Genomic DNA, 25,518 nt, shown 5'->3' with positions numbered 1-25,518 from the left:
CACCTAGCGCTCTGCCAACGGCAGCGGCGGACCTTTGAGCACCGTTGGCAAACCCGCCACAGTCAAGACCACTCGGTCGGAGTGAGCTGCAACGGCCTGGTGCAAGCGACCGGCCTCGTCGCAAAAGCGTCGGGTTAAGGCGCCGAGAGGTACGATGCCCATACCGGTCTCGTTGCTCACCACGATCAAGTATCCGGGCAGCGTCGGCAGCACCTCAAGAAAGGCCTCCTGGCGGACGCGGGCCGGGGAAAGAGCCGGCTCCCTCCGCCCTTCCTCCTCTGCGGAGGAGACCTTCTCTCCCCCTTCTCGATCCCCTTCCTCCTCCCAGAGAAGTTGGCTAAGCCACAGGGTCAGGCAATCGACCAGCAGGCAGTGATCGGGACGCGCGTGGTGGGTGAGCACCTTGGCCAGGTCGGCGCCAACCTCGACCAACCCCCACTCTTTGGGCCGCCGCCGCCGGTGGTGCTCGATCCGCGTCTGCATCTCGGCATCATCGGTCGCTTGCGCGGTCGCTACGTAGGTTACCGGTAGCCCGCTAGCCAGCGCCAAGCGCTCGGCTAGACGGCTCTTGCCGGAGCGCGCCCCACCTAGGATGAACTCTCTCATGACGTGCATGGCGTATAGACGCGGATTTGATCCGATCCACTCTCCTTGGCGTGATACATGGCCAGATCAGCGCAGTGCGCCAACTCCTCACCACTTTGGCCGTGCTCCGGGTAGCAGGCAACCCCAATGCTAGAGGCGACCTGCAGCCTCAACCCGTTGATAAAGAAAGACTTTTGCAGGGCGCCCCGAATATTTTCAGCGACTTTTATCGCGTGCTCCCCACGCTGAAGCCCCGGCAGCAGTATGATGAATTCATCGCCACCGATCCGCGACACCGTATCGCTCGCGCGCACGGTTCGCAGCAAGCGCTGCGCCGCCTCACGCAACACCTGATCACCGACAGCGTGGCCGTGGATATCGTTGATCGGCTTAAACCGATCCAAATCAACGAAGAGCAGCGCCAACTGTTTGCCTTGCTGCTGCGCCTCCGCCAATGCCTGACGCAACCGGCTAAAGAGCAGTGCTCGATTCGGCAACTCGGTCAGCCCGTCGTAATGGGCCATCCGCGTAATCTCATCCTCGTTGCGTTTACGCTCGGTGACGTCATGGGCAATCCCCAGCATACCGATGATCGATCCCTCCTTATCGCGCAGCGGTGAGGCGTTCGAAACGTGCCAATGCCAACCCTCACGCTGGTGGCGCACCCGGTACTCCAGTCCGCTCTGCTTGTCACCGGTCTCGACCAGACGCTGCAGAAAGGACTGACAGGCGGGCAGATCATTCGGGTGGACGATGCTCGAGAAGTGACGCCCGACCAAATCCTCCGGCTCGTGCGCCAAGATCTCCCTGATATTGGGCGTCACATATTCGAAGACGCCGCCCATATTCAGGGTGTAGATGATATCGTTGGCGTCCTCGACGAGGGTTCTAAACTTCTCCTCGTTGACTCGCAGCTCTCGCTCGGCGGCCTTGCGCAGAGTGATATCACTCCAAGCTACATGCAGGAGTTGCCGCTGTTCATAGTCGATCGCCGTCAGTACGAGCAACGCGTCAAAGAGCTCCCCATCCGGGCCTCGCAGACACGACCACTCCCACTCCCCGCCACCTTGTTCAAGGACCTGCGCAAACATCGCCCGTGCGTGTGTCGCCGATGAACGACCATCAGGCTGCCGGGGCGGCGTAAAGGCAGTAAACGATCGACCCACGAGCTGAGCCTGATCGCGAACCCTCAGTAGCTTGAGCGCCGAATCGTTGACCACAGTGAAGACGCCTCGCGCATCCATCAGCGTCAACGGCTGCAGCGACTCTTCGAACAGCGCCCGAAAGCGGCGCTCACTGGCGGCGAGGCTCTGCACCGTCCGCTCCTGCACCATCACGATCAGACCCAACGCCAGCAAGATCATGACCAACAACCCACCGTGGAAGGTCAGAACCTGCACAATATTACGCTGCAGCAGGCTATCCACGCCGGAAAAGCCGCCGCTAGCGGCAAAGAGCAAACGAGCACCGAGCACGATCAACAGGGCCAACAAGCTGACTACGACGATAACCTGTCCCCGCCCCGGGGTGTAGCCGCGGTTGCGCGCAACGATATAGAGCAGCAAAGCTGCCTGATACGCCATCACGGCAGTCACCAAAATGACCCGCCCCTGAAAGTCGTCAAGCAACGGTAGCAAACCAAGGACAACGACAGGCAGCGGGACCCAGAGCAGCCAACGGGGAAAGGGCCGTCTATAGAAACGCCGCAGTCCCTCGCCAAGAAGCGTAAGCCAGGAGATGAGGAAGATATTGCCGAGCAGCAGCAGAACGGGGTAACCGCTGTGGGCGTGCCACATAAAACAGAGGTAGCCGCCGGCGTTGAACAGCGCTGCCAAGGCCCAGAGCGACATCGCACGCTGCCCCGAACGACCGACCATCGCAACCATGGCAACAGCCAACAGCAGATTAATCAGGGCGATGATCAGAAAGAGCGTTGGGAGATCCATAGCACTCCCTTAGGACCGCTCTGCCCCCCCTAAAGATGCCTCGAGAAACCCAACCTGAAACCCGATAACCCATTGACAATAGTGGCTACGGCTGGCGTTTTTCGAGACTCCCCCCAGGAGGGGTCGAGCTGAAACGGTTTCAGGGCACTTGTACTGCTAAAAAGCTCATCTTACCCTGTCGAACGACGCGCAGCGGGACGGTGCTGCCGCTGCTCAGCTGCGCTGCGATCTCATCGAGCGACTCGACCGAATCAAGCGGCTCTTGCGCCAAACTCAGCAACACATCCCCGACCTGCACACCGGCAGCACGCATCGCCTCTCCCGTGACCTCAGTGACCACCACTCCGCCCTCTTCGTCATCCAGACCGAACTGACGGCGCAACCCCTGATCGAGCGGCACAACGCGCACCCCGAAGACGCTACTGTGTTGCGGCCCGCTAGGGGCCGCACCGAGCGCCACAGCGAGCGGCCGCTCATCGGGCGGCAGAGTCGCAATCTCGATTTCGAGGGATTTCACTTCGGCATCGCGCAGTACTTTTAACTCAACAGTGGAGCCGATCTCGGCGCGACCGACGAGCGGTGGCAGCGTTGCCGAGGCATCAATACGCTGTCCAGCAAATTCGAGGATAACATCACCGCTGCGCACACCCGCAGCGGCGGCCGGTCCCTCTTCAAGAAGATCAACCACCAAGGCCCCGCGTGGTCGCTCCAGTCCCAATCCCGCGGCCAAATCACGGGCCACATCTTGGATCACCACCCCGAGCCAACCGCGCTCGACCCGACCGGTGCGCTGCAGTTGCTCGGCGACATCCATGGCCAGCTCAATCGGGATCGCAAAGGACAGCCCCATGAAACCGCCGGTGCGGCTATAGATCTGGGCATTGATCCCCACGACCTCGCCGTCGAGATTGAACAGCGGCCCGCCGGAGTTGCCCGGATTGATCGCGACATCGGTCTGGATATAGGGGACGTAGTTACCGTGCGGCAACGCCCGCCCCTTCGCCGAGACGATTCCGGCCGTCACCGAGTGCTCGAAACCGAAGGGGGAGCCGATCGCCAAGACCCATTCGCCCACTTGCAGCGCCTCCGCGCTACCGATCGATACGGTCGGCAGCCCCTCTGCCTCGACCTTTAGAAGGGCTAGATCGGTATGCTCATCGGTGCCGACGACTTCGGCCTCAAGCTCACGACCATCGGCTAAGCGCACAATGATCCCATCGGCCTGGGCCGTTACGTGATCATTCGTCAAAACCAGGCCGTCGCCGGCGATGATAAAGCCGGAGCCAAGCGACTGCCCCTCTTCCGCGAAGCCCCCCGGAAAACCAAGACCAAACCCGGCCAACTCCCGATGGGTGCTGATGTTGACCACAGCCGCGCTGTGCTCGCGCACCAGATCGACGAAATTCGGGAGTTTGACTGTGACCGCAGTCTCGGCAATCAGCGTTGCGGGCAGGAAGAGCCAAAAGCTGACGCAGAGCAGTGCTTTCGTTGTCAACCCACCGCACTCACGGCACCGCTTACGCCACCAGGCTCGCTTCACGCCGACCATTACCTGCCACCCTGCAACCACACCAGTCGACGTAGAGTCTATCACGCCCACGGAGTGCGGCAGGTGCCGCGCTTTGACCTATTTATGGCAGCGGCTCGCCCAGTTCGCTCCTATGCACCGGCTGCAGCGACTCCTCAAGCGGCGCTGGCTGCGCCCTATCAAAACGGGAAGGATCAATCGTCCACTCCGACCAACCTGCCGCCGGCATCCGCCACCTCTGCTCGCGGAGTTCCAACTCTTGACCGCCCCCTCCACCACTTTGGGCAAACGGCCACTCGCCGTGCGCTGGCGCAAATGACCACGCCTCGCCGCCGAACCCGAAACCGCCACCGACCGCCATCGACCCACCCTCGACACGCCAATGGCCCGGCACCGGGGTGTCGGCGGTCCGCGCCGGCTCCGTCCGTTGCTGCCCCGGAGCGTCGGCAGCCACCTCCCTTGCCGCCAGCCCTTCGCTGCCGCCGTCGGGCTGCGAATGCTCGCGCTCACTCGCGGTGACGTGCGCATCCTCGCCCGGGAGGGGCGCCCCCTCTCCGCTTTCCTGCCAACCACCCTGCCACCAAACAGCAGTGACTACCGCGACACTTGCGGCCAACGCGCTGCCGAGTGCGGCCCGGCGCCACCCTCCAGCGCCAGCAACACCTGCCGCCGGACGCGGCAGCGGCGGCTCGTCGGCAATCGTCTGCCGTACGCGCTCTGCCAAATCGGTACGCGGCTGCGGCGGCAAGCGACGCTGCAGCGCGTCGCGCATCAAGTAATAGCGGGCCAGACGTGCCCGCAACTGAGGGTCGCGATCCAAGCGCCGCAGCAAAAAGGCCGCCTCTTCTCGGCTAAGTTCGCCATCGACCCAAGCGGAGAGCTGCTCACCGAGCGAGTCCTGCTCACCGCTCTGCCCTTGTGAATCTACTATGCTGGACATACCCAACCCCCATGCCTTCATGCGCACCCGTCACACCACCGGCGTCGTGCCGTACGCGCGCCCGCATCCTGACCCACCGACCGCTGTCCGACTGCTCGCTACCCGACCGCTATTCGGTCGTCATCCGATCATGATCGGCGCACGCTCAGCGCCCATCAACCAACGCTTGCAACCGCTGATCGATCGCCTCACGAGCGCGAAAGATCCGTGACCGCACGGTGCCTACCGGACACTCCATGACCTCGGCAATCTCCTGATAACTCAAGCCTTCGAGCTCACGCAGGGTCACCGCCGTCCGCAGCTCGGCTGGCAACGCCTCGATCGCCGCAACGATCGCCTGCTCGATCTCATCACGAACCGCCTCGGCCTCCGGCGTGGCCTGTTCGCGCAGCATCGTATCGATGTCGAAACGCTCAGCGTCAGCGGCATCAATATCGGCATCCGGTGGCCGCCGTCCCTGCGCAACCAAATGGTTCTTTGCGGTATTGACCCCGATCCTATAGAGCCAGGTGTAAAAACCGCTTTCGCCACGGAAGTTTGCCAGCGCCCGGTACGCCTTGATGAAGGCCTCCTGGGCGACGTCTTGAGCCTCTTGCGGATCGCGCACATAGCGCGCGATCAACTTGACGAGCCGCTGCTGATAGCGCAGCACCAACAGATCGAAGGCCTGCTTCTCTCCAGCCTGCACCCGCCTGACCAGCTCGTGGTCTGAGGGCTCCTCCGCACCGCGGGGCGCTACCACCACCGCCGCCCTCCCCCAAGGAAGGGGCGCCGCACCTCTGGTAGATAGACACTATGACGGGGCGTGAGTTCGGACACGGTTCCACTGCAGCATAAAATAAGGATGGGTGATTTGCCGCGGCTAGCGCGGCGTGCGAAGCTTGGCAGCGTATCCGATGCAGGCACAATGGCGCAAGTAAATGACCTCACCACAGACCGCTTACGACGTCTTGATCATCGGCAGTGGCTTAGCCGGACTGACCGTCGCCCTGCAACTGCCGACGCGGCTGCGTATCGCCGTGCTCTCCAAGGGCGCAATGACCGACGGCGCCACCCCCTACGCGCAAGGAGGGGTCTCGGCGGCTCTCGATGCCGCCGATTCGATCGATGCCCATGTGCGCGACACCCTAGAGGCCAGCGCCGGGCTCAGCGACCCTAAAATCGCCCGCTTAGTCGCCACACAGGCCCGCGAGGCAATCGAATGGCTGCTCGATCAAGAGGTCCCATTCTCGCGCAGCCATCCCGGCGAGGGCACCATCGGGCTGCACCTGCATCGGGAAGGGGGGCACAGCCACCGGCGCGTCGTCCACGCCGAGGACGCCACCGGCTTAGCGATCTCGCGCACCCTTGCAGAGCGCGTGCAGGAGCGTCCGAATATCGAACTTCTTGAGGGGCGCTACGCCGTCGACCTGATTACCGGCGCCCGGCTCGGGCAAGCCCGTGATGGCTGCTACGGCGCTTACGTCCTCAATCAAGCCAGCGGTGCCGTTGAGCTGATCTATGCACCGGCGGTGGTGCTCGCCTGCGGTGGCGCAAGCAAGGTCTACCTCTACTCAACCAGCCCTTATGCGGCGACCGGCGATGGGATCGCGATGGCGTGGCGCGCCGGCTGCCAGGTGGCCAACCTCGAGTTCAACCAGTTCCACCCAACCTGCCTCTACCACCCCCAGGAACGCTCCTTTTTGATCAGCGAGGCGGTGCGCGGCGAGGGCGGACGGCTGCTGCTGCCCACCGGCGAGCGTTTCATGGAGCGGTTCGATCAGCGCGGTGAACTCGCCCCTCGCGATATCGTCGCCCGCGCCATCGATCACGAGATGAAGCGCCTCGGCGCCGAGTGTCTCTATCTCGACATCAGCCACCGGCCGGCCGAGGAGATCCGCGAGCGCTTTCCCAATATCCATAAACGCTGCCTTGAGCTCGGTCTCGATATGACCCGCGAGCCGCTGCCGATCGTCCCTGCGGCCCACTACACCTGTGGCGGCGTTGTCACCGATGGTGCCGGGCGCACCAGCGTGCCCGGCCTCTACGCCGTCGGTGAGACAGCCTGTACCGGACTCCACGGCGCCAATCGCTTAGCGAGTAACTCACTGCTCGAATGCCTCGTCTTCGGGGCCGCAGCAGCAGGCGATATTGCCGCGCGCGAACCGCGCTATGAATCGCTACCGCAGCTGCCGGAGTGGGACGAGAGCCGGGTGACCGACTCCGATGAGCAAGTCGTTGTCAGCCACAACTGGTCCGAGCTGCGCCGCGCCATGTGGAACTACGTCGGGATCGTCCGCACCGATCGGCGCCTAGAGCGGGCGACTCGACGCATCGATCTGCTGATGCGCGAAGTGCAGGAGTACTACACGCACTTTCGCATCAGCGGCGATCTCATCGAGCTGCGCAACCTGATCCTGGTCGCCAAGCTGACCGTGCGCTGTGCCTTTCGCCGCCGTGAGAGCCGTGGGCTGCACTATACGCTCGACTTTCCGGAGCGCGATGAGGCGCAGTGCAGCCCCACCCTGCTAGTCCCGGGGCGGCCACGCCCCTTCGCTCATTTGCGCCGTTCCAACCGTTGAACAACCGTTGAACCGCTGCAGAACCACTGCCCAGACCTAGCTAAGCGAGGCGTGCGGCGGCGCTCGACTCAGGGAGCCGGGACTGCAGAGCGATTCGGAGCGGCGGAGAATCCGCTAGCTGTAAGCCGCGAGCTCATGGCTGCTAACCGCGGCGCAGCCGCACCCGCACGGCACGATGCAGCGCATCGCTATAGGCGTACCGTGGCAAGACGACGGCCAGCGCAAGCGGCGGCCAACGGCGCTGCCGTGGCGGGCGCACCACCACAACCACCAGATAGGGATGAACAAAGGGGCTGCTACAAGAGACCGACGACCAATTCAGAGCGCCGCGAAGACGCAGCTCAAGATGACCGTCGCCGCGCAAGCGCAGTAGCTCGAGCTGTCGCAGCGCCCACCGGTTGTAGGCCACCGGCACGAGCGCTGCGACAACCGATGCGGCGTAGGCGAACCACGCCGCACCCTCCAGGGCGAGGCCAAACCACGCCACGATCAGCGCCGCAGCGGCCACCGCCACGGCCGCCAGGGCCACGCCGCCGTCAGCGCGGGGAGAGAAGGTGACTGCTGCGAATCCGTTCGACAATCCGTGTCAACTCCGCGTCCGGCGGCGACTCGCCGTAGATCAGCCACGCCTGCAGGGCGTGATCCTCTTGCGCCAGCAAGCGCTCGAAGGCGGCCTGCTCGGCCGCAGCGAGCTGCGCGTAGTGCGCGGTCAGAAAACGCTCCAGTAACAGATCGAGCTCCTTCGTCCCGCGCCGACAGCGCCAGCGCAACGAGCGCTCGTCAGACCTCACGCTCGGCCAGCAACCGTTTGACCTTAGCGATTGCCAACCCAGGGTTGAGCCCCTTCGGACAGGTCGCCGTACAGTTCATGATGGTGTGGCAGCGAAAGAGCCGATAGGCGTCGTTGACCAGATCGAGACGCTCCTCGGTCGCCTCATCGCGGCTGTCGGCGATCCAGCGATAAAGCTGCAGCAGTGCGGCCGGCCCCAGGTAGCGGTGGCTGTTCCACCAGTAGCTCGGACACGAGGTCGAGCAGCAGGCGCAGAGGATGCACTCGTAGAGGCCATCGAGCGCCTCACGCTCCTTGCGCGACTGCAGCCGCTCGTGATCGGGCGGTGTCGGGGTCTGCGTCTTCAGCCACGGCTCCAGCCCGGCGTACTGCGCATAGAAGTGGCTCATATCGGGCACAAGATCCTTGACCACCTTCATGTGCGGCAGCGGGTAGACCTTGATATCGCCCGAGATGTCGGCCAACTCCTTGGTGCAGGCCAACGTATTGACGCCGTCGATATTCATCGCACAGGAGCCGCAGATGCCCTCGCGGCAGGAGCGACGAAAGGTCAAGGTCGGATCGATCTCGTCCTTGATCTTGAGCAGGACATCGAGAACCATCGTGCCACTGCGGTGGGCATCGAGGATAAAGGTGTCCATGCGCGGGTTTTCGCCGCTGTCCGGGTCGTAGCGGTAGATGCGAACCCGCCGCGTCTCGCCCCCGCCCTCGGCGGCATCGTAGACCTTCCCCTTGCGAATCCGGGAGTTGGCCGGAAGCGTGAACTGTGCCATCGCTCTCTTCCTTCGCTGATCTTTAGTAGACCCGCGCCTGCAGCGGGACTGAATCGACTTCGTCGGTCAAGGTGTTCAGGTGCACCGGGCGCTCATCGAGGGTGACCTGGCCGTTTGGCGCCATGCTCGCTAAGGTGTGCTTGAGCCACTTTTGATCGTCCCGCTCGGGGTAGTCCTCACGGGCGTGGGCACCGCGGCTCTCACAGCGATTGCGCGCCGAGTGGATCGTCGTCACCGCGCAGCCGAGGAGGTTTTCGAGCTCCAGGGTCTCGATCAAGTCGCTGTTCCAGATCAGCGAGCGATCGGTGATGGCGATATCCTCGAACGACTTATAGACGCCGTCCATGCGCTTACAGCCCTCATCGAGCGTTTCGCCGGTGCGGAAGACGGCGGCGTAGTTCTGCATGGTGTGCTGCATCTCGTCGCGCACCGCCGCGGTCGGTTTGCCGCCTTTAGCGTGAAGAAGCCGTTCAAGGCGCTGCAGCGCCGGATCGGGGCACCCTTCGGGTAGCGGCGAGTGCGGCTTGCCGCGCCCGCCGATGACCTCGGCGGCCCGATGGGCGGCGGCCCGGCCAAAGACGACCAGATCGAGCAGCGAGTTTGAACCGAGGCGGTTGGCCCCGTGGACCGAGACGCACGCCGCCTCGCCGACGGCCATCAGCCCGGGTACTACGGCATCGGGGTCATCACCGCGGCGCTGCACAACCTCGCCGCGGTAGTTCGTCGGAATACCGCCCATGTTGTAGTGCACCGTCGGCACTACGGGGATCGGCTCTTGACTGACATCGACGCCGGCGAAGATGCGCGCTAGATCGGAGATCCCCGGCAAACGCTCGTGGATCACGGCAGGGTCAAGATGCTCAACGTGCAGATAGATGTGATCGGCCTTCGGGCCGACCCCGCGCCCCTCGCGGATCTCTACAGTCATCGCCCGTGAAACGACGTCACGCGAGGCGAGATCCTGAGCACTCGGGGCGTAGTTCGGCATGAAACGCTCGCCCTTGGCGTTGGTCAGGTAACCGCCCTCGCCGCGCACCCCTTCACTGATCAGGCAGCCGGCGCCGTAGATCCCGGTCGGGTGGAACTGCACGAACTCCATATCCTGCAGCGGCAGGCCGGCACGCAGCACCATGCCGTTGCCATCACCAGTACAGGTGTGCGCCGAAGTACAAGAGAAGTAGGCCCGACCGTAGCCGCCGGTGGCCAAGATCACCTGGTGGGCCCGAAAGATATGGACGATACCGGTGTTCATATCGAGGGTGACCACCCCGCGACAGACCCCATCGTCCATCAACAGGTCGGTGGCAAAGTGCTCGATATAGAACTCGGCACGATGTTTGAGCGCTTGCTGATAGAGGGTATGGAGGATGGCGTGGCCGGTCCGATCGGCGGCGGCACAGGTCCGCTGCGCGGTGCCCTGGCCAAAGCGCGTCGTCATGCCGCCGAAGGGGCGCTGATAGATCTTGCCATCCTCGGTGCGTGAAAAGGGCACCCCGTAGTGCTCAAGCTCGAGGATCGCCGGCACCGCCTCGCGGCACATATACTCGATCGCATCTTGGTCGCCGAGCCAATCGGAGCCCTTGACGGTATCGTACATGTGCCAGCGCCAGTCGTCCTCGCCCATGTTACCGAGCGCTGCCGAAACGCCACCCTGAGCGGCGACAGTGTGGCTGCGGGTCGGAAAGACCTTGGTGACACAGGCCGTATTCAGGCCCTGCTCCGCCATCCCGAAAGTGGCTCGCAGGCCGGCACCACCGGCACCGACGACGACGACGTCGTAGGTGTGCTCGACCGTCTGGATCGCATGAGTCATGTGTGCGTCAGCTCCCCAATGCTATGCGAACGACTGCCAGACTGCCGGCGATCGTCAGCAGGAAACACACAAAGTGCGTCAAGACGATGCTGGCGGCCTTCAGCCCTTCCGTTTCGACGTAATCCTCGATGATGACCTGCAGCCCGACGGCGGTGTGGAAGAGCAACACCGCCAAGGTCGCAATCATCAGTACACTGTTGATCGGCGAGCCGACCCAGGCGCGGGCGCTCTCAAAGTCGGCGCCGGCCTGCAGCGCCAGCCCGATGCCGAGCCACGCCAGCAGCGGAATCAGCAGCACCGCACTGACCCGCTGACGCCACCAAGCGATAAAGCCGTTCTTCGCCGAGCCCAAGCCCAGCGCCCGATTCACTCCGCTCTGATAGCTGCGCATGCTCAACTCCCTTCCATAGCGGCGAAGGCGATCCCCCAGAGCAGACCGGTCAAGATCATGCTCATGACGATCACCAGCCAACCGCCCCGATAGACGGCCGATAGCTCCAGGCAGCGCCCGGTATCCCATACCAGGTGGCGAATCCCGTTACAGAAGTGGTAAGCCCCCATCCAGGTGATGCCGAGCAGCACCAGCAGCCCCAGCCAGTGGCCGAGCAGCTCCATGGTCAGCGCGTAGGCCTCGGGGCTGGCCGCCAGCGCCAGCAGCCAGATCACCAGCAGCAGCGCACCACCACTGAGCGCAGCACCAGTGCCGCGGTGGATGATGGAGAGCATCGCCGTAAGCTGCGGACGATAGATGAAGAGATGGGGGGAAAGCGGACGGTTGTCGTTGTGCATGATGGCTCGCTCCGCTGAGACTGCGCCGGCAAGACCGGTCGGTGCAGCGCACAATAATAAACACTGAACGATGGCATAAACTATAGGTTGAAACGTCGCAACGCAAGGCTCACGCTTCGGGGCGCATCGCCGGGAAGAGCAGCACGTCGCGGATCGAGTCGGCATCGGTCAGCAGCATCACCAGCCGATCGATGCCGATGCCCTCGCCGGCGGTCGGCGGCAAACCGTACTCCAAGGCCCGAATATAGTCGGCGTCGTAGTGCATCGCCTCGTGATCGCCGGCCTCGCGCTCGGCGGCTTGCGCACGGAAGCGCTCGGCCTGATCCTCGGGGTCGTTGAGCTCCGAGAAGCCGTTAGCGATCTCGCGTCCGGCGACGATCAACTCGAAGCGCTCGGTAAAGAAGGGGTCATCGTCGCGCGGGCGGGCCAGCGGCGAGACCTCGGTCGGGTAGTCGGTGACAAAGACCGGCCCGGTGAGCTGCCCCTCGGCAGTCGCCTCGAAGAGATGGGTTAAGATCCGACCCCGCCCCTCGCTCGGCTTGACCTCGATGCCGCACGCCTGCGCCGCTGCAGCAACCCGCTCACGCTCCTGGAGGTCTTCTGCACTCAGCTGCGGGTTGCAGCGTAAGATCGCCTCACAGAGGGTCAGCCGCTCGAAGGGGCGGGAGAAGTCGAGCGCACAGCCCTGCCAGGTCAACTGCCCGCTGCCGATGACCTCTTCGGCGAGGTGACGCAGCAACGCCTCGGTCAAGGCCATTAAGTCGCGATGATCGGCGTAGGCTTGATAGAGCTCGAGCATCGTGAACTCGGGGTTGTGGCGCGTCGAAACCCCTTCGTTGCGGAAGTTGCGGTTGATCTCGTAGACGCGCTCAAAGCCGCCGACGACTAATCGCTTCAGATAGAGCTCCGGGGCGATACGCAGATAGAGATCGCGATTGAGGACGTTATGGTGCGTGACGAAGGGTCGCGCCGCCGCACCCCCGGGGATCGGGTGCATCATCGGCGTCTCGACCTCGAGAAAGGCGCGCTCGTCGAGAAAGCGGCGGATGGCGGCGACGATGCGCGTGCGCAACGCGAAGGTGCGGCGGCTCTCGGCGTTGACCATGAGATCGAGATAGCGCTGCCGATAACGCGTCTCGGCATCGCTTAAGCCGTGCCACTTCTCCGGCAGCGGGCGCAGCGCCTTGGTCAGCAGCCGAATCTCGCTGCAGTGGACCGACAGCTCGCCCTTCTTGGTGCGAAAGAGGGTGCCGCTGACGCCGATGATATCGCCGAGATCCCACCCCTTAAAGGCCTGATAGAGGCCTTCTGGCAGGTCGTCACGGCGCACATAGAGCTGAATCTGACCGCTGCCATCCTGCAAGTGAGCAAAGCTCGCCTTACCCATCACCCGCTGCGTCATCATCCGCCCCGCGAGGCTCACTCGCACCGCCGCCTCTTCCAGGGCCGCGGCATCGAACTCGCCGTAGCGCTGCTGCAACTCATCGGCGAGCGCATCCCGGCGAAAGTCGTTCGGGAAGGCACCACCGGGGGCTTGGCGCTGCGCCCGCAGCTTCTCGCGGCGCTGGGCAATCAGCTTGTTCTCTTCGCTCTCGCTCATTCCTGTTCCTCATCTCTGCGGCACGCCCGATGCCACCGCCCTCGCACAAGCCTGTCGCGTTTTTTTTAATCGCCGTTCTTGGTCGCCGCTCAGACGCCGGCCTTCAGGCTGGCCTGGATAAAGGGGTCGAGCTGCCCATCGAGCACCGCTTGGGTGTTGCCGATCTCGACCCCGGTGCGTAGATCTTTGATCCGCGACTGATCAAGCACGTAGGAGCGAATCTGACTCCCCCAGCCGATATCGGCCTTGCTCTCCTCCTGCTCCTCAGCCTGCGCTCGGCGCCGCTGCATCTCAAGCTCGTAGAGCTTAGCGCGCAGCTGACTCATCGCCGTAGCGCGGTTCTTATGCTGCGAACGCTCGCTTTGCGACTGGACCACAGCACCGGTCGGCAGGTGGGTGATCCGCACCGCCGATTCGGTCGTATTGACGTGCTGCCCTCCAGCCCCGGAGGCCCGAAAAACATCGATGCGCAGCTCAGACGGGTCGATCTCGATAGCGACCTCATCGTCGATCTCCGGCGAGACAAAGACCGAGGCAAACGAGGTGTGGCGGCGGTTGCCCGAGTCAAAGGGCGACTTACGCACCAACCGATGGACACCCGTCTCAGTACGCAACCAGCCGAAGGCGTACTCGCCTGTAATCTTGACCGTCGCGCTCTTCAGGCCGGCCTCTTGTCCGGCGGTCGCCTCGAGGATCTCGGTGGCAAAGCCGTGGCGCTCGGCCCAGCGCAGGTACATGCGCAGCAGCATCTCCGACCAATCTTGCGCCTCCGTCCCGCCGGAGCCGGCCTGGATATCGAGAAAGGCGTTGGCGGCATCCATCTCCCCGGAGAACATCCGCCGAAACTCGAGCGCCTCGACCTCGGCCCCGATCCGCTCGACGTCGCTAGCGACCGCAGCGAACGTCTCCTCATCTTCCTCTTCGCGGGCCATCTCAACCAAGGCGTCAGCATCATTCAAGACCGCAGCAATCTCATCCAAGCTACCGAGCGTGCCTTGCAACTGCGAACGCTCGCGGCTCAGCGCCTGGGCACGTTCCGGATCGGCCCAGATTTCGGGGTCCTCTAATTCACGCAAGACCTCTTCGAGCCGTTCACGCTTATCGGCTTCGTCAAAGGTACCCCCTCAGGGCCTGAAAACGCCCTTGCAGGTCACTGATCTGCTCCAAAAGCGGGTTGATCTCCATCGCTTACCTCCCAAATCCGTCGGCGCGCATCCTACTATATCCGCAGCCACTTGTGGTGTTCGACCGCATCTCGACCCGTCTCACTCGTCTTGTCCTTCTCTTGTCTCGCCCCGCGCCTTGTCTCGCCCCGCAGGTTACAGCTCGCACCCCCCTCAGCGCGCAGTCTCTTGCGCAATCCCTGCACCGGTGAGCATCATGGTACAGTGCTTCTATTATCGGATAGAGGACTCATGAGCGCCGTGAGAGAGAGCTTTACTATCACCGTCAGCGATTTTCGCGGCACCCGCCAGTTTGCTCTCCACCGTCTCGTCAAGCGCCTTGCCATCGCTGTGGTGATCGTGGTTGCCACTGCTTTGCTCGGCACCGGCATCGCCATCTCGGCACTCCAGGCGCAGATTGCCAACCTTGATGCGCAACGCGCTGCCAAGACAGAGATCGCCCAAGAGCTAGAGCAACGAAATGCCGAGCTGCGCCACCGGATCAGCGAACGCGAACAGGAGATTCGGCGCATCGATTACGAATTGGGCCACATCGAATCACTTGTCGGGTTTGGGGCCGGTACACGTGGACTGAATAGCGAACAGCGCGCCTCCGCCACGCCGCCAGAGACGACAGCCGCAGCGGCCCCGGCCAGCGGTGCACGCGCGCAAATCGACCCGGCAAGCCTCTCTGAGCTGGAACGCGAACTGATGCTCCGCAGCCTGCCCGATGGTTGGCCGCTGCAAGAGCGATCGCGCATCACCAGCGGTTACGGCTGGCGCGAGCACCCGATCACCGGACAGCGCCTCTTCCATGCCGCAGTCGATCTGCGCGCGCCACACGGCGAGGAGATCATCGCCCCGGCCGACGGCGTCGTCCATTTTGCTCGCAATCACGGCAGCGGCCTGGGTAAGTTGATCATTCTCGACCACGACTACGGCTTTCAGACCCACTACGCCCACCTGAGTCGCTTCAATGTCAGCGAGGGGGAGTTTGTCCGCGCGGGCGATGTGATCGGCTATAGCGGCACCACTGGCAACGTCACCGGCGCCCACCTCCACTACGAGATCTGGCACCTGCAGCGGCGGCTCAACCCTGAGCCCTTCCTGGAGTGGAGCGCCGAGAACTATACGGCACTGTTCGAGGAGGAGCAACGCGTCAACTGGAGCGCCCTCGCCGAAGGGGTCAGTCAACGCGCCTACTTTATCGAGCAGCAAGAGGCCTTGCTCTCGCAACAGCAAGAGTTGCAACGGGTGACCGCCCCTTTCCCTCTGCCGCTGGCCCTCCACGGCGAAGCGCCGAGCGTAGCTGCCCCCGTACCGGAACAGAGCGCTGCGGCGCACCTTGAAGCCATACCTTGAGCTCCCCCACGGATAAATACGGGGGCTGTACGCCACGTTCCGGTAACGCACGCATCGACACGACGGGAGAGCGCACCATGGACCGTCCGCTGCAAAGGCACAGACCAATGCACAGGCCACTGTACCAACCGCTACACAGATCGCTGCAGGGGTCGCCGAAGAGACCCGCACTGCGAAGGCAGTCCCGGCCGGTTGCTGTGCGCCGCAGTCGCGCCCTCACTCTCCTCACAGCCTGGGGGGTGAGTACGCTGTTGGCCGGCATCACCACGGTAAGCAGCGCCCACCCGCACGCCTGGATCGATCTGCGCGTCAGCCTCCAGTTCGATGAGCAGGGCAAGATTACGGCCATGCAGCAACGCTGGCTCATGGACCCCTTCATGAGCACCCTCTGGCTGGAGGACATCACCCGCGATGCCGCCGGTGAGAGCCGCGAAGCGCAGCTGCAGAGTGCCGCCGAGCAGCTGCTCGATAACATCTCCGGACACAGCTACTTCACACGCATTGAGCACAACGGGCAGGAGATTGAGGCGCTGCAGGCACAAGACCCGCAACTGATTCCGCGCGATCGCCGCCTTGAGCTGCGTTTTGCACTCGAATGGCCCGAGCCACTCGACCCGGAGACGGCACCGGTACGCTACGCCGTCTTCGATCCGACCTACTACATCGAGATCCTCCACGCCGAGAGCGACTCGATTCGTCTTCAGGGCAGCGGCTTACACTGCGATCTGCGCATCCGCTCTCCCTCACCTGATCCGGCGAAGATCGCCTACGCCGCCTCCCTCGATGTACACGAACAGCCCAGCACGGAGCTCGGACGTCACTTTGCAGAATGGGCCGAGATCACATGCGAGCGCTAGTGACACTGAGAAAACCAGGATCGCTGAGAACACTGAGAACGTTAGGTCAACGAGTCCGGTTCACCGCTTGCAAGGCGTTCTTTATCCTCTGCTTGAGTGCAGTCGGCACGACCGGACTGGCGACCGGACTGGCGGCAGGCGCCGCCTTTGCGCTCTCTGAACCAGCCGCCGCCTCACCGCTGCTCGACGGGACACCGGCACAGCCTGGCGAACCGACTGACGCGAAAGAGAAAAAAGCGAAGTCGAAAGAACCGGAGGGGCGTAAGCCGGAAGCGGCCGAAAGCGGCGATTCAGAGCGCGCCGCGGTGCGCTTCGAACCGAGCGGCGAAGGAGAGCCCTCGCGTCGGCAGCAGGCACTGAGCTGGGTTATCGCGCAGCAACGGGCGCTACACCGGCAGCTGGCCGAAGGCATTGAAACGCTGCGTGAGGCACCCTCACTGAGCAGTGCTATCGCCCTGATTACGATCAGCTTTCTCTATGGCGTCTTCCACGCTGTCGGCCCTGGACACGGTAAGGCGGTCATCACCACCTATCTGCTAACCCATCGCCAAAACCTCCGCCGCGGCTTAACCATGTCGTTCGCCGCGGCACTGCTCCAGGGCATCACTGCCGTCGTGGCGGTCAGTGTCGTGCTCTTTGTGGCAGGACGGGCGGCACGCGACGCATTAGGGCAAACTGCGCTGCTGGAGCAGCTTAGCTTTGCCCTCGTCTCCCTGCTCGGGCTGTGGCTGTGTAGTCGAGCACTGCGCGCCCTGTGGCAAACCCACCGGCGACGTACAACGACATCCGCTTCGGAGAACGCGACGAGCTGCGGCTGTGGTCACGCTGCGGCCCATCACCACCACCACATCGATCCCCAGCAAGCGACCCACGGCGACAGTCGCTGGGCAATGGTGGCAACCGTAGCCGCCGTGGGCGCTCGCCCTTGTGCCGGGGCCATCCTGGTACTGGTCGTCGCCCACTTGCTCGGCATCTGGAGCGCTGGAGTCGTCGCCGTATTGGCGATGTCGATCGGCACCGGCCTAACCGTCGCCACCTTAGCCACCTTAGCAGTGCTCGCCCGCCACCACATGGCTCGATACACCGGACCACCAAGCCACCGACTGCAGCTGGCGGCGCACACCCTGGCGCTGTGCGGCGGCTTGCTGATTCTCGCTATCGGTGCAACCCTACTCACCGGCAGCTTGACCCTGCCCAAGACCCCTCACCCACTCGGCCTTTAACCAGAAAAGCAACCAAGCAACCAAGCAACCAAGCAACCAAGCAACCAAGCGTACCGCCTCACGATGACATCGACTTCCCTTACGGCTGCAACCATCGCCGAACTCATTGCAACCAGTGAGAGTGCCGCCACCGCCCCGCCGCGGGGCGGCGGCAATCAAGCGTGGGTGCGACTCTTTCCCGAGCACGATCCGCCGCTGATCGTCAAAGCGCCGCTCCCTGGTCTGCGCTACGCCACGACCCTGTGGTCGCTGCGCCGCGAGCATCGGATCTACCAGCGCCTGACCGGTGTACCCGGCATTCCACCCTGCTACGGCCTCTACGCCGGTAAGTGGTTAGTGCTCGGCTACATTGCCGGGCAACCGCTGCGGCGCTACCTGCTGCAGCCTTCGCCGCTCTCGGACCAACCTTGCCCCGCCATGGAGGGGTTCCGACGGACTGTGGCAGCGATGCACCGCCGCGGCATCGCACATGCCGATCTCAAGCGGCGTACCAACCTCATTCTGACCGCCGAACAGCAGATCTACGTCATCGACTTCGGCACCGCCTTCCTGCGCCCGTCGGAGCGCCCCCCCGGACCACTCTGGCGCTGGGCCGCGCAACAAGACTGGAACGCTTGGGCCCGCCACGGCTGGAAGCACGAAGCGGCGATGCCACCGGCGGTCGCACGACTCCACCGGCGTACCGCCATCGAACGGATAGCTCGCGGCGTGCGCCGGCTCTATCGGTGAGTTCGTAGGATCGCGAAGATCTCGACTTTCCAAAAAAAAGCCCCGCCCTGTTAGGGCGGGGAGGCTAACAACGGCTCACTCCACTTGCCTGGACTGGTTGGCCCAAGCTTATTCACTCAGGCTTATTGGCCCGAGCTTATTAACGCAAGATTACTGCGCGGCCAAGTTGTGCACCTTCGCGACGTCGGCACTGCGGCCAGGGCCGTGGCACGTGACACACGTCTCGCGTTGCGCATCCAGCCGACCTAGATCGATTCTCGACCAGGCTGGATCGTTATAGCCAAACCGGTGCACATCGACCTGCGACCCACCCATACTGGCCATATGCCGCTCCGCACTGGCACTGTCGTGGCATGAGGAGCAGGCCGAGACGGTGGGGCTCATCTTGCGATGCCGCTCCAGATTCGCCGTCTGGTTGTCGGTGAGGAAGTCGCCCTCGCCGACGTTGCCGATTTGGTGGTGGTCCCAGTTAAAGGTAAAGAGGCTCGAGCCGATGACCCCTTCGGCCAGCGGGAGCGCATAACTCTCTCCAGTATGGCACTGCTGACAGTTGCCCTCTGCCGCTGGCCAGTACGACTCGTGGGTGTGGCCTGCCAACTCACCGCCGTAGACCACTTCACGAATCTGCACCCCCTGCTCGCGCTTAGCCGAAGCGTGGATGATGTGGATCATCCGCTTAAAGTCGATCGACTCCTCGTACTTGTTATCGTGCACACCTAGATTGCCGAGACGCGGATTCTGCCAACTCGGCGGGCCACCGGTGAAGTAGGTCACATCGGTCCGGTTCGGGGTGTGGCACATGGTGCAGGTCACCGGATCGTTGCGATTATTGCCACCGTGCTGACCGAGCCGCTGGTGACAGCTGCGGCAGCTCTGGCCAAAGTCGACCACCTCACGCCGTTCAGCCAACCGAGCGCCATTAACCGAGTGATAGGCGATTGCATTCTGCGGGTACTGATTGGCCGGCTCATTACTCCAGGCACTGCCGCGGGCCGTACCCTGCGTAGCGACCGCCAAGGTGAAGGCGTTGAGATCGGCAACGGCATCACCGATGTCGACCTCGACTTCGTACCAGCCATCGCCGCGCGGCGTCATCTCGTCCCACTCCGGTGCGGCAACAATCGGGCCACCGTCACGGCCAACGCTGTGGGTATAGTCGGCGTAGCCCTCCTCAATCCAACCAATCAAGAAGCTGATCGGATTCCCTGATAATTGATCTGAATCGGTCGTCAGTGTCAGATGGGAGCCATTCGCACCATCCTGAATGCGGAAGTCGAAGCTAAAGACCCCGGTGCTCGGATTAAAATCGAGCGCGTCGAACTCCGGCTTGAGCATCTCCGAGCGCACCATGGTGCGGGTTAGCATCAGGTGGGCCGAGAGGACATCGCGCCGCTCTTGCGGCCCAAATCCCGTCCCTAGATTGGCCAGTGGGTCGTTGGTGATGCCATCGACCTGGTGACACGCCGTAGCACAGCCACTCCAGACCCCGGTCGACTGCGGACCACCACCCGGGTTGTGAGGCCTACGGAAATCGCCCCATGCGGCCGTGTTGATCGCGTTCACTGCAGCCAGGCTGTCCTCAATGCTGGCATCGCCTTCCCACCAGTAGCGGTCGTCGTGACACGAACTGCACGCCTCGACGCTCGGGACGCGCCACAGGTCGCCATCGTGAGTCACCGGCGCCAACTGCAGACCATCGACGATGTCGTGATCGCCGCCAGCCAAGTCAACCAAGGCGTCGTAACTCGACTGCCCCTGGTGGCACTTCACGCAGTTGTCGATGCCGCTGTGATCATCGGCGATCCCCTGCGGAAAGCGCAGCGACAGCCACCCCGCATTCAAATCGGTCTGATCGCCGAACTCTGCTACGCTCGGCAAGTTCGCACCGCTGTGGATCCTATGGACCAACTGCTTGAAATCCGGGCTGCGGCCATCGGCATTGACGGTCCCCGGGTTATGACAAGTCACGCAGTTATCAACACTGACGCGGATCCCACCGTGCCGCTCGACTCGGTCGTGACAGCTATTGCAACTGGCGTTAGCAACAATATTGCGGCTGCGATCAGAGGCCGGATCAATGGCCTGCCCACCATTGGCGGGAATGAAGTCGAAGGTTGCGTTGGTCCCTCGCAGCGAGGCCTCACGCAGTTCCAGAGCCACCCGGTGGGTCAACGTTTCATCGAAGGTGATCGTAACACGATCATCTTCGAGCGCCACACCTTGGGGCAAAGCGGTGCCGTCATTCCACCAGAAGAGATCGCTGCCATCGACTGCGCCCCCGGCAATGCGCTGATAAATTCCACTCAAATCGGCCCCGCTGTAGGTCACACTCCAACTGCCAGCGTTATTCTCAAAGAGACGGTACGAAAGCGTGTACTCCCCTCGCCCTTGATGAGCCAGCGCCGCCCCTTCCTGCTCGGCAGTAAAGGCATCGCCGTAGAGGCCGGGAGCACCGCGCCGCTCAGTGGCAACGATATAGTTCTGCCAATCGTACCCGTACTCATCGCGGGAGCGCGGCGCCAGCTTGGCAAAGGTCGCCCCGATATCGCCATCCTGCAGGTGCTCGTAGGGGCGCCCCTGGGCGTCGCCGGCAAAGAATTCGATGAACAACTCACCCTCTTCCACCCGAGCCCGCTCGATCTCTATCCGCAACGGCCCAAAATCGGCGGCACTCGGACCACGCGGCCCCGGTGCGCCCGTCTCACCACTCGGACCCTGCGCCCCAGGCGGCCCGGCACTGCCATCGTCGCCATCACAGCCGGCGAGCGCCGCCGCCAATACAACCATCAGAATCAGCGAACCACTCCACCGCCACCAAGCGTCGTATTTTCTAAATGCTCTTCTAGTCATTATCCACTCCCACATCGGGTCTTTGTTCACCCAAAATCAAAACCGATAGCTCACCGAAGCGATGCCCATGTGGGCTGTATAGTTGCGTTCATCGCCGCCGAGATAGATCAACCCGCCGTCAAGCCCCGGAGCGACCCGAGACCAGTCGTCTTCACTAAACCGCTGCACGAAATAGGTAAAGCCGACTGTCAGGGCGTCACTCACTTCGTAATCGCTCGACAGCTTCAGTTGAGTCATCGTGACGTTCAGAGAGGGATAACCCGCACCTCCGGAATCCGGAGAGACTTTTATATCGGTCCCCGAATCCATATAAGCCAGCTCCAAACCCAAAGTGAGCCTTTGCTCTTCGGTTAAGACTGAGTTCGCCCCCGCACCGATCGTCCAAGTTCTCTCCTCCTGATCCAGCGCCCTCTGCTCTCCCCCTTGTTCACGCTCACGATCTTCGAGCGTAACGAAGGCGTACCCTGAGAAGACCTCAGCAGGGAAATAATCAAAGGTGAGCGTATATGAGTTAATTTTAGAGGCCAGCAACCCTAGTTCCGATTCGCTGTAATCCTCTTCAGCGAGGGTGATCTCTGCTCCCAATGCGAGCTCGGGTGCTACTGAGTAGCTAACCACCGTACCGACTTCCCACCGGGTCAGATCAGCCAGATGGTAGAGTCGAGTGGCCTGAATGTTATCGCTCAGCCCCGGACCCGAATAGTTGGCTCCGCTGCGAGCCAATATCCGAGTATAGAGGCTGCCACTCAAATCGTCTGTCACCTGACTGCGTAGGCGGGCATTAACCGCGTAATTATAGGTTTTATCATCGGCGTGTTCGCGATCTATTTCGCTGAACTCGTAACCAAGCAAGAGATTGTTGCGCCCAGGCAAACGGATATCACCATCGACATCAAAGGCGTGCTTCGTCCAAGAATGGACGCGCGAAATGTAGTCGCCGACCTCCTCGACAGAGGTCCCATTGTCATGATCTTCGTATCGATACCCGCCCCGGACTTGAAAGCGCGGGGTGAAACGGTGGGTACCCCGGAGACTGATTCGAGTCGTATCGATTTGTCCGCCGAGGGAACGACTTAGATCGGCAAGCTCATCAGCAAACCCCGGGTCGTTGATGTAGCGCTCATCTTGTTGTGCACGGCCGAGATCGACCTGAGCGTGGAACCGAGTCGCCCTCTGAAGTTGATAGGCTACAGAGGCGTGGAGCCGATGGTAGCTATTATCCGGCGGCTGTGAAACTTTCTGAGCACTGGCATCTTGCCAGCGCTCGAAACCTGGAACAGAAAAGGGATCATCAAACTCAAAGTGATCGCCTTCAAGTTGAGAAAACTGCGAGAGGTGGTAACCAAATTGAGCCTGCAACTCACTGTTGGCATAATCGGCTGTCAGATCGAACTGATCGGTACGGTGATTGACCGAGGCCGGCAGTTGCACCGCACTCGGTTGCCACCACGTACCGTAACCGAGCGGCCGATTCCCCTCCTTCTCCTCACGACTGAAGGCAGCGCTGACCTTCCAATCCTCATCGAGGTGCCGCTGCCCCCCAACGCTCAAACGCCGGCGCTCGGTGCTTAGATCCCACGTCCGACTCCAATCATCGAGATCTTCGGTCCGCCCGCCGTCGGGCAGCACCAGTCGATCCTTATCGGGCTGCCAATGAGGGCCGCGCAGATCGTGCCCGTAAAAGCGGGGACGCTGGTCGTACTCAATCGAGAGCCCATAGCGGCCTTGCACCCCGTAGCGGCCCTGCAGATTGCGCGATTCAATCCCCAGGTCGCGGCCCGACAATCGACCATAGCGCGCATCCTCGTCGTCCTCGCCGCGGTAGCGCAGATCGAGTTCCAATACGGGGAAAAACCTTCATCAACCGGGCCGGTGTAGCGATGCACGTGGTGGTTATCTTCGCTGAGGTAGCCCATCCCGGCGCGAACACTCGACTCAGCGGGCCCCACAAAGACCGCCGTCCCTTCGGGAGACCCGGCGGAGGCCGCCGCCTGCAGGGCTACAACCGAAATCGCCGTCACCGTACTCCCGGTGTAACGAATCTTACGTCTTCGACTCATCTCCATCCCCTATCGGCTCTATTCCGCCGAATCAGCCAATTTGCGCTCAATTAGCGCTGAAAGAGCGCCCCGCCCGGGTGGTTTGATCCGTGCACCTGCGAATGGCAGTTGAGGCAGCTCTGTCCACGCAGCATGAACTCCCCTTGCGATCCGCCCGGGTGGCGAGTGAGTAGATCGCCAGGATGCGCAGTCGAAGTCAGGTGGCACGACTGACAGACCTGAGCCGTCCGCGCCTCTAACATGCCGGGGTGAACCGAGCCGTGCGGGTTGTGGCAGAGGGTGCAATCCTCACGAACCGGCTGATGCTCCCATAGAAAGGGTCCGCGATACTCAGCGTGGCACTGATAGCAGGTCTCGTTCACCCCACCGCTGCGCAGCTGCGCACGCCCCATCTCGCCGTGCGGATTGTGGCAATCGGTACACTCGATCTGGCCTTCACGAACCGGATGGTGGTGCGGGCGATGAAAATCGACGCGCCGCTCTTGGTGGCAATTGCTGCAAAGCGTCAGCTGGTCTTCAGCCCGTAGCAACCGTTTATTGTTGCTGTGGGCGTTGTGGCAGTCGATGCACGCCATATCCTGAAACTCATGCGCCCCCCCGTACCAGTGCATGCGCTCACCGCCCCGATGACACTCCATGCAGACCTCGTTCGCTTGCGATGTCGAGATGTCATCACCAACGTTAAAGAAGTGTTCAAAGTCCTGGCCGTGACATGCATAGCAGAACTGCTCGCCCTCCTTGGCACGCCCAGCCGGTGTCCGTGGATCCGAGGCAACGGCGTGCGCCGTCTCCTCGACGCGCTCGATGTGGATCCGCAGATCCTGCATGCGTCGCTCCGCGATCACCGGCGAAATCGCACGCACTTCGTCAATCAGGGCCTCGACATCGACTCCAGCAGGCTCCTCCTCCGCCGCTACAGCGCCGATCTGCACCGGACCGCTCACCAACACACCAACAAGCGCTAGGGGCAGAAGCAGCGAGGAGTTACGCCACCTGTTCATCAAGTGCTTAGACAATAGACATACTCCTTGTACGCTTATTGCGTGGATAACGGTTGTTTTTGATATCAGTCAAATCCTGTCCGTACGCCCATTGCAATCCTCGTACCACTTTTGGGCATAGGATTTCCCCCTTTGTAAATCATGAAGATGAGGGAACTGCCTAAAATGGCGGAAACGTTTTGATCGGCTCGCCTGGGCAGCTTTTGATCGGTACCGATAAAATATTGCGCACTGCGGGGCGCCAACTGATCGACCAACGGAACTATCACGCACGCTTGGCGCCGCCAGCCCAGCCTCAACCGATCAGTAGATTCCTGGCACTGCAACCGTTCGCTCTGCGGAAGCCTACGCCGACGAATTTGGGACCGAAGTGGCCAGACCTTCTCTTCGCATCCAACTTTCGCCAGGGACCCCGAAAACTACAGGCGCAGCTGTGGCTGCCTGTCTGTCAAGTCGTAACTTAGGCCGTCAAACTCTGTCACACCCTCGGTGAACTCGCGATCGCGCACGAAGACCATGTCGAAACGACCGCCGCCGTAGCTGTTAGCCGTCCAGTTGCCGTAGGCGCGGACCAGCGCCCGGGCATCTGAGGCCTCGCGCAGTGCACGGCGGGGAATCAATGCGGGAAGAGGCACCATATAGAGCCACTGAGGCCAGGGTGTGGCTAGGTGTGGCCAGGGCATAGCAAGAAACGCAGGTGGTGTTCGTGCTCCTATACCGCAGCAAGGAAACGCATCATATCCCCTGGAAAGACCCCCCCCTGGGGGGACATTGATCTGGGCAAGCGGCGCAATAGAGCGCTATCATAGACCCTGCACCGATATGGAATAGTCCTCAAGTGGGGGGTGCATTCCACGGGAAGTGGGGTGCCGATTCCACGCGAAGCGGGTGTGCTGTTCCACCGGAAGTGGGGGGGCGATTCCACCGGATGTGGTGGGGCCGTTCCAC

Annotated in this window: 22 protein-coding genes; 5 read left to right on the top strand and 17 right to left on the bottom strand. The window is 62.5% G+C overall.

Annotation, left to right across the window (positions count from 1 at the left end):
* Nucleotides 1–3: 3 nt before the first annotated feature.
* From cobU to rpoE, 5 genes are all read right to left on the bottom strand, one after another.
* Nucleotides 4–606, bottom strand: coding sequence for a bifunctional adenosylcobinamide kinase/adenosylcobinamide-phosphate guanylyltransferase (gene cobU, locus CKO15_RS09225; RefSeq protein ID WP_200195347.1), 603 nt, complete (start codon nt 604–606; stop codon nt 4–6).
* On the bottom strand, nt 603–2,531 hold the full coding sequence (locus tag CKO15_RS09220) for a diguanylate cyclase domain-containing protein (protein WP_200195339.1): 1,929 nt from the start codon (nt 2,529–2,531) through the stop codon (nt 603–605). The genes cobU and CKO15_RS09220 overlap by 4 nt, the downstream gene beginning before the upstream one ends.
* A gap of 139 nt (nt 2,532–2,670) precedes the next feature.
* Nucleotides 2,671–4,026, bottom strand: a complete 1,356-nt coding sequence (locus CKO15_RS09215) for a Do family serine endopeptidase (protein ID WP_242464686.1) — start codon at nt 4,024–4,026, stop codon at nt 2,671–2,673.
* 136 nt (nt 4,027–4,162) lie between these two features.
* Nucleotides 4,163–4,999 carry a sigma-E factor negative regulatory protein gene (locus tag CKO15_RS09210; protein WP_200195324.1) on the bottom strand — a complete coding sequence of 279 codons (837 nt, stop codon included), beginning with the start codon at nt 4,997–4,999 and terminating at the stop codon, nt 4,163–4,165.
* A 145-nt stretch (nt 5,000–5,144) separates the two neighbouring features.
* Nucleotides 5,145–5,744 carry an RNA polymerase sigma factor RpoE gene (gene rpoE / locus CKO15_RS09205; RefSeq protein WP_338036035.1) on the bottom strand — a complete coding sequence of 200 codons (600 nt, stop codon included), beginning with the start codon at nt 5,742–5,744 and terminating at the stop codon, nt 5,145–5,147.
* A 175-nt stretch (nt 5,745–5,919) separates the two neighbouring features.
* Here rpoE and nadB point away from each other — a divergent pair, with 175 nt between their 5' ends.
* Complete coding sequence (gene nadB, locus CKO15_RS09200) at nt 5,920–7,560, top strand: L-aspartate oxidase (RefSeq protein WP_200195322.1); 1,641 nt, start codon at nt 5,920–5,922, stop codon at nt 7,558–7,560.
* A gap of 142 nt (nt 7,561–7,702) precedes the next feature.
* Here nadB and CKO15_RS09195 read toward each other — a convergent pair whose 3' ends face one another.
* The 8 genes from CKO15_RS09195 to prfB form a co-directional block, all read right to left on the bottom strand.
* A complete protein-coding gene (locus tag CKO15_RS09195; protein WP_200195320.1) occupies nt 7,703–8,140 on the bottom strand; it encodes a hypothetical protein in 438 nt (145 codons plus the stop codon).
* Nucleotides 8,097–8,351 (bottom strand): succinate dehydrogenase assembly factor 2, encoded by a 255-nt coding sequence (locus tag CKO15_RS09190; protein ID WP_200195316.1) that lies wholly within the window; start codon nt 8,349–8,351, stop codon nt 8,097–8,099. Before CKO15_RS09190 ends, CKO15_RS09195 begins: the two co-directional genes overlap by 44 nt.
* A complete protein-coding gene (locus CKO15_RS09185) occupies nt 8,341–9,123 on the bottom strand; it encodes a succinate dehydrogenase iron-sulfur subunit (RefSeq protein WP_200195314.1) in 783 nt (260 codons plus the stop codon). Before CKO15_RS09185 ends, CKO15_RS09190 begins: the two co-directional genes overlap by 11 nt.
* Before the next feature lie 22 nt (nt 9,124–9,145).
* Nucleotides 9,146–10,936 (bottom strand): succinate dehydrogenase flavoprotein subunit, encoded by a 1,791-nt coding sequence (gene sdhA / locus CKO15_RS09180; protein ID WP_200195312.1) that lies wholly within the window; start codon nt 10,934–10,936, stop codon nt 9,146–9,148.
* A 7-nt stretch (nt 10,937–10,943) separates the two neighbouring features.
* Complete coding sequence (gene sdhD, locus CKO15_RS09175) at nt 10,944–11,327, bottom strand: succinate dehydrogenase, hydrophobic membrane anchor protein (RefSeq protein WP_200195310.1); 384 nt, start codon at nt 11,325–11,327, stop codon at nt 10,944–10,946.
* 2 nt (nt 11,328–11,329) lie between these two features.
* Nucleotides 11,330–11,725, bottom strand: coding sequence for a succinate dehydrogenase, cytochrome b556 subunit (sdhC, locus tag CKO15_RS09170; RefSeq protein WP_200195308.1), 396 nt, complete (start codon nt 11,723–11,725; stop codon nt 11,330–11,332).
* 109 nt (nt 11,726–11,834) lie between these two features.
* Nucleotides 11,835–13,325 (bottom strand): lysine--tRNA ligase, encoded by a 1,491-nt coding sequence (lysS, locus tag CKO15_RS09165; protein WP_200195306.1) that lies wholly within the window; start codon nt 13,323–13,325, stop codon nt 11,835–11,837.
* Nucleotides 13,326–13,414: 89 nt separating this feature from the next.
* A protein-coding gene (prfB, locus tag CKO15_RS09160) for a peptide chain release factor 2 (RefSeq protein ID WP_200195304.1) occupies nt 13,415–14,510 on the bottom strand; the annotation gives its coding sequence in 2 pieces (ribosomal slippage) (nt 13,415–14,437 and nt 14,439–14,510; 1,095 coding nt in all).
* A gap of 230 nt (nt 14,511–14,740) precedes the next feature.
* Here prfB and CKO15_RS09155 point away from each other — a divergent pair.
* The 4 genes from CKO15_RS09155 (at nt 14,741) to CKO15_RS09140 (ending at nt 18,659) form a co-directional block, all read left to right on the top strand.
* Entirely contained in the window at nt 14,741–15,850 is a 1,110-nt protein-coding gene (locus tag CKO15_RS09155) for a M23 family metallopeptidase (protein ID WP_207124026.1), read from the top strand.
* A 239-nt stretch (nt 15,851–16,089) separates the two neighbouring features.
* Nucleotides 16,090–16,707, top strand: a complete 618-nt coding sequence (locus CKO15_RS09150) for a DUF1007 family protein (RefSeq protein WP_200195300.1) — start codon at nt 16,090–16,092, stop codon at nt 16,705–16,707.
* A gap of 92 nt (nt 16,708–16,799) precedes the next feature.
* Nucleotides 16,800–17,930 (top strand): nickel/cobalt transporter, encoded by a 1,131-nt coding sequence (locus tag CKO15_RS09145; RefSeq protein WP_200195298.1) that lies wholly within the window; start codon nt 16,800–16,802, stop codon nt 17,928–17,930.
* A 63-nt stretch (nt 17,931–17,993) separates the two neighbouring features.
* Nucleotides 17,994–18,659 carry a BUD32 family EKC/KEOPS complex subunit gene (locus CKO15_RS09140; RefSeq protein ID WP_200195296.1) on the top strand — a complete coding sequence of 222 codons (666 nt, stop codon included), beginning with the start codon at nt 17,994–17,996 and terminating at the stop codon, nt 18,657–18,659.
* A gap of 150 nt (nt 18,660–18,809) precedes the next feature.
* Here CKO15_RS09140 and CKO15_RS09135 read toward each other — a convergent pair whose 3' ends face one another.
* From CKO15_RS09135 to CKO15_RS09120, 4 genes are all read right to left on the bottom strand, one after another.
* Nucleotides 18,810–21,509 (bottom strand): OmcA/MtrC family decaheme c-type cytochrome, encoded by a 2,700-nt coding sequence (locus tag CKO15_RS09135; RefSeq protein ID WP_200195294.1) that lies wholly within the window; start codon nt 21,507–21,509, stop codon nt 18,810–18,812.
* A gap of 36 nt (nt 21,510–21,545) precedes the next feature.
* A complete protein-coding gene (locus CKO15_RS09130) occupies nt 21,546–23,351 on the bottom strand; it encodes an MtrB/PioB family decaheme-associated outer membrane protein (RefSeq protein WP_200195292.1) in 1,806 nt (601 codons plus the stop codon).
* Nucleotides 23,352–23,619: 268 nt separating this feature from the next.
* The gene (locus tag CKO15_RS09125) at nt 23,620–24,585 is read right to left on the bottom strand and encodes a DmsE family decaheme c-type cytochrome (RefSeq protein ID WP_200195290.1); all 966 of its coding nucleotides are present in this window, start codon (nt 24,583–24,585) and stop codon (nt 23,620–23,622) included.
* Nucleotides 24,586–24,989: 404 nt separating this feature from the next.
* The gene (locus tag CKO15_RS09120; protein ID WP_200195288.1) at nt 24,990–25,208 is read right to left on the bottom strand and encodes a hypothetical protein; all 219 of its coding nucleotides are present in this window, start codon (nt 25,206–25,208) and stop codon (nt 24,990–24,992) included.
* Nucleotides 25,209–25,518 lie beyond the last annotated feature (310 nt).

The sequence above is a fragment of the Halorhodospira abdelmalekii genome (assembly GCF_016583625.1).
GTDB classification, from domain to species: Bacteria; Pseudomonadota; Gammaproteobacteria; order Nitrococcales; family Halorhodospiraceae; genus Halorhodospira; species Halorhodospira abdelmalekii.
This window is presented reverse-complemented; position numbering and strand designations above follow the sequence as displayed.

Coding starts and splice junctions, on each gene's coding strand:
- lysS (WP_200195306.1), bottom strand. CDS start 13,325: ATGAGCGAGAGCGAAGAGAACAAGCTGATTGCCCAGCGCCGCGAGAAG.
- CKO15_RS09140 (WP_200195296.1), top strand. CDS start 17,994: ATGACATCGACTTCCCTTACGGCTGCAACCATCGCCGAACTCATTGCA.
- CKO15_RS09135 (WP_200195294.1), bottom strand. CDS start 21,509: ATGACTAGAAGAGCATTTAGAAAATACGACGCTTGGTGGCGGTGGAGT.
- CKO15_RS09220 (WP_200195339.1), bottom strand. CDS start 2,531: ATGGATCTCCCAACGCTCTTTCTGATCATCGCCCTGATTAATCTGCTG.
- CKO15_RS09120 (WP_200195288.1), bottom strand. CDS start 25,208: ATGGTGCCTCTTCCCGCATTGATTCCCCGCCGTGCACTGCGCGAGGCC.
- CKO15_RS09155 (WP_207124026.1), top strand. CDS start 14,741: ATGAGCGCCGTGAGAGAGAGCTTTACTATCACCGTCAGCGATTTTCGC.
- nadB (WP_200195322.1), top strand. CDS start 5,920: ATGACCTCACCACAGACCGCTTACGACGTCTTGATCATCGGCAGTGGC.
- sdhC (WP_200195308.1), bottom strand. CDS start 11,725: ATGCACAACGACAACCGTCCGCTTTCCCCCCATCTCTTCATCTATCGT.
- CKO15_RS09210 (WP_200195324.1), bottom strand. CDS start 4,999: ATGTCCAGCATAGTAGATTCACAAGGGCAGAGCGGTGAGCAGGACTCG.
- cobU (WP_200195347.1), bottom strand. CDS start 606: ATGAGAGAGTTCATCCTAGGTGGGGCGCGCTCCGGCAAGAGCCGTCTA.
- sdhA (WP_200195312.1), bottom strand. CDS start 10,936: ATGACTCATGCGATCCAGACGGTCGAGCACACCTACGACGTCGTCGTC.
- CKO15_RS09185 (WP_200195314.1), bottom strand. CDS start 9,123: ATGGCACAGTTCACGCTTCCGGCCAACTCCCGGATTCGCAAGGGGAAG.
- sdhD (WP_200195310.1), bottom strand. CDS start 11,327: ATGCGCAGCTATCAGAGCGGAGTGAATCGGGCGCTGGGCTTGGGCTCG.